Origin of the sequence: Photobacterium marinum (genome assembly GCF_000331515.1) — a bacterium.
In the GTDB taxonomy this organism is placed as follows: domain Bacteria; phylum Pseudomonadota; class Gammaproteobacteria; order Enterobacterales; family Vibrionaceae; genus Photobacterium; species Photobacterium marinum.
Genome location: NZ_AMZO01000063.1, coordinates 1 through 3,217 on the forward strand (window position 1 = coordinate 1; position 3,217 = coordinate 3,217).

4 protein-coding genes are annotated in these 3,217 nt (G+C 40.2%); all 4 read right to left on the reverse strand.

What is annotated here, in order from left to right; translation table 11 throughout:
• Nucleotides 1–120: 120 nt before the first annotated feature.
• Nucleotides 121–369 (reverse strand): hypothetical protein, encoded by a 249-nt coding sequence (locus C942_RS24100; RefSeq protein ID WP_198287515.1) that lies wholly within the window; start codon nt 367–369, stop codon nt 121–123.
• Nucleotides 370–546: 177 nt separating this feature from the next.
• Nucleotides 547–954: a lysozyme inhibitor LprI family protein gene (locus tag C942_RS24105; protein WP_036801823.1), complete on the reverse strand. Its 408-nt coding sequence runs from the start codon at nt 952–954 to the stop codon at nt 547–549.
• 1,268 nt (nt 955–2,222) lie between these two features.
• Entirely contained in the window at nt 2,223–2,594 is a 372-nt protein-coding gene (locus C942_RS24110) for a hypothetical protein (protein ID WP_036801826.1), read from the reverse strand.
• 188 nt (nt 2,595–2,782) lie between these two features.
• A complete protein-coding gene (locus tag C942_RS24115) occupies nt 2,783–3,175 on the reverse strand; it encodes a hypothetical protein (protein WP_007471551.1) in 393 nt (130 codons plus the stop codon).
• Nucleotides 3,176–3,217 lie beyond the last annotated feature (42 nt).

The window sequence follows — 3,217 nt, forward strand, 5'->3', positions numbered from 1 at the left end:
CATGTAGCCTGCAATAAGGTGCCCCACAATAAACCAGCAAAGCACACAAAACTTCATACTAAAACCGCCAAGTGTAACGGGTCACCTTGATTGCTTTGTTATGTTGCAGCTACATGTTTATTAACGACTTTTGTTCGACTGAGCAAGAACTGATGCCGCCAACTCTTTAGTATCATCATTATATTTTTCACTTCTCAAAACTTTTGAAGCTAGCTCTTCGAGTTCAGCTCCTGTTTGCTTTAGTGAATCTTTTTGAGATAAAGCCGAAGCTGCTAATGATTTAGCAGTTTTAGAAGCATTCTTATCCGCAAGTATTTTTGCTGCTTTTGATGCGACTTTCTCTGATGTCATTTTTGTATTTATACTCATACGATTAATTCCCTTTAATTATTTACAATGATAAATCTTAAGCCCTAGATGATAGGCAACATAACGCCGGGCATAAGGTGCACCAACACCAAACCAACCAAGCGCACTAAACTCCATACCAAAACTGCCGAGTGTAACATCACCTTGATTGCCTTGTTATGTACGTGTATACAACAACTAGATTTGAGGCTCCAGTAAAACTGGCTCTGTGCTATCCATATATGTTAAATACTGCGACCAGAGCTCATGAGTTCTCTTTTGAGTTAAACTCATTTGACATGTAATTGCCATAGCTCCTCGAATTGTACCTCCACGCCACATTGTATAAACCGAGTCACAATGTGCTTCAGCATATTTTTCCCATAGCTTTTGGGCTTGCTGTATTGATTGCACTAACTCTTGATCATGATTTTGATGTTCTAAGCTTTTAGTTAAATATCTCTGCATTTCTTTTTCAGCAGCCTCTAGTTCAAGCCCTAAACAATAGTTAATATCTATTGTCGTAAATGCTTTTTCACAGTCTACCTCTGAACTAAAAGCAAATGGAGAAAACAAAACAAGAATTATAAAAACATACCTAATCATTTAATCACCTATAGTACATAACGCCTGAGCACATGCGCCCGTTACCGCGAAAATGCCAAGTTTGACCACCATAAACACTGAAGCCAATTCATACTAAAACTGCCGAGTGTAACGGGTCGACATGGTGCGATTTGTTATGCCTCACCAAATACACTACTCTAACTTGGCAGCAAAATTTATAACGCGTGATTCTCCTGGAACAAAACTTACAGCAATCACCAATAAAAATTTCCCACTTAGCTTTCAGCGACTTTGAGCACGCCGGATTTGCATGATACACTGATGCGGAGTCACACAGGCTGCAAACACTAAACTAATAGCCGAGGGAAGCGCCGTTTCAACCAGAGAAAGCTTCGAGTTAAGCATGGGCCAAACAACTCGAAATTGATATTGGTGAGAAAATCAGAAGCCAAGGGTATCAATTTTGGAACTTTGAACTGAATGGTGAGCTCACAAAACCCGCGACTATTTGGCAAAATAACCAGTCAAAATTTGGCTTTTCAAGCTGAGTATTATTGGCATAAGCTAACAACAGAAATCCATGTTCTTGTGCGACCATGTTTCAGTTAAGGCTTTTCGCTTTTAGTGCATAACGCCTGCAATAAGGTGTGCCCCACGGAACCTGAAAAGCACACTGAACTCCTTACAAAAACCGCCGAGTGTAACGCATCACCTTGATTGCCTTGTTATGGCAAAATCAAGGAAATTTAATCACTTACCAGATACGCTACCGCTACAGAAATATCTGCTCTAACGCCTGACAGTTTACCCTACCGATAAAACCCGGGCAGAAATTTATACATAACTTCATGAGCCAACTAGCAAAATCAGTAGCCATTGAACAAAGAATGGTTCTTTACTAACAGATAGAAATCGGAAGCTTCGGGGAAAAATAGCAAAGATTAAAATCTGATAACCCTTAGCCAAAATTTGATAACTTTCTTTCGATGATGTTTCAGGCATTTCTGACAGCGAGAACAACTGGGAAATCAAGCGTGCTGCGGACAAAGCCAGCCAAATTCACAGTTCGTTATACCGGAAAGCGTTCAGTTATATCGCCAAAGAAGATCGGCTTAATAGCCGCTAAACTTGACCCACAGGCCTTGAAGCGAAAGCCACGTTGTAATAGCCGCTAAACTTGACCCACAGGCCTTGAAGCGAAAGCCACGTTGCCTGTGCTTTTAAGCCATAACGCCTGGCATAAGGTGCGCTACGATAAATACACCAAGTGCACCGGACTCCATGCCAAAACCGCCGAGTGTAACGCGTCACCTTGATGCCTTTGTTATGCCAACAGAACTCAAAATAGCTTTGATTTTGTTGAAAGCAACTATGGTATCAGGAGAAAAACAACCGACTTTAACTTTGTAGTAATCTTTAGCCCAATCAAATAACAGAGGGCCATGAATTAAACCTTGCTGCTCTGGATAGATGCTTAAAAACGATTTACTTAACAAGACTGTTCTTGGAAAAAGGTGGAAATGAATAATACTGGCCGCTTCTCCAAATTTGCAGCAGTACACTTTTTCGGGAGCTAACACTTTTGTAATACTTGATTCAACTTCGCTAAGTAATACCCCAAGCTGACATTTAGCTTCATGAGGAAGTACACTTAACTCTCTTAGATTCTCTTTATACATAACGATTAAGTAACCCGGCACATCACAATCGCTGCACTGACTTACAGTAAATCAAGTATTGTGGTATTCATTACTCCATCATTCCTTAGGCATAACGCTTAGGATAAGGTGCGCACCACTGAACCAGCAAAGTGCACCGGACTTCGTACCAAAACTGCCGAGTAAAAAGCGTCACCTTGATACAATTGTTAGGCATCTGATGCACATAGCTCTGTAAATGGAAACTCTGCTATAAATCTTTTCAATATTTCAGGTTCTCGTTTCAGTGCAGCTAAGGCATCAACCTTTGACGGTGTTGTATCAAACCTATCGATACCGCGAATATCCGCGATACCTACCAATGCTAAATATTGTCGGTCTGATAAAGATGATGCTGGGTAAAAACCTATAACCGTATAAATATCTTTTAAGAATCCAGAATAACCTATTAAATCAATTATATAATCAGGATAGTCATCACAATCCATGATTACTGACTCAGCCCACTTTTGCATTTCTGCTAGGTTAATTGCTTGGGAGAATAATGCTGCTATAACGAAGCCAATCGCTTCTGAGTCATCTTGATAAATTCTTAAATCCATTCTGCTCTCTGTAAATTAATGCCTAACGCTTGCGATAAGGTG

Coding starts and splice junctions, on each gene's coding strand:
- C942_RS24100 (WP_198287515.1), bottom strand. CDS start 369: ATGAGTATAAATACAAAAATGACATCAGAGAAAGTCGCATCAAAAGCA.
- C942_RS24105 (WP_036801823.1), bottom strand. CDS start 954: ATGATTAGGTATGTTTTTATAATTCTTGTTTTGTTTTCTCCATTTGCT.
- C942_RS24110 (WP_036801826.1), bottom strand. CDS start 2,594: ATGTATAAAGAGAATCTAAGAGAGTTAAGTGTACTTCCTCATGAAGCT.
- C942_RS24115 (WP_007471551.1), bottom strand. CDS start 3,175: ATGGATTTAAGAATTTATCAAGATGACTCAGAAGCGATTGGCTTCGTT.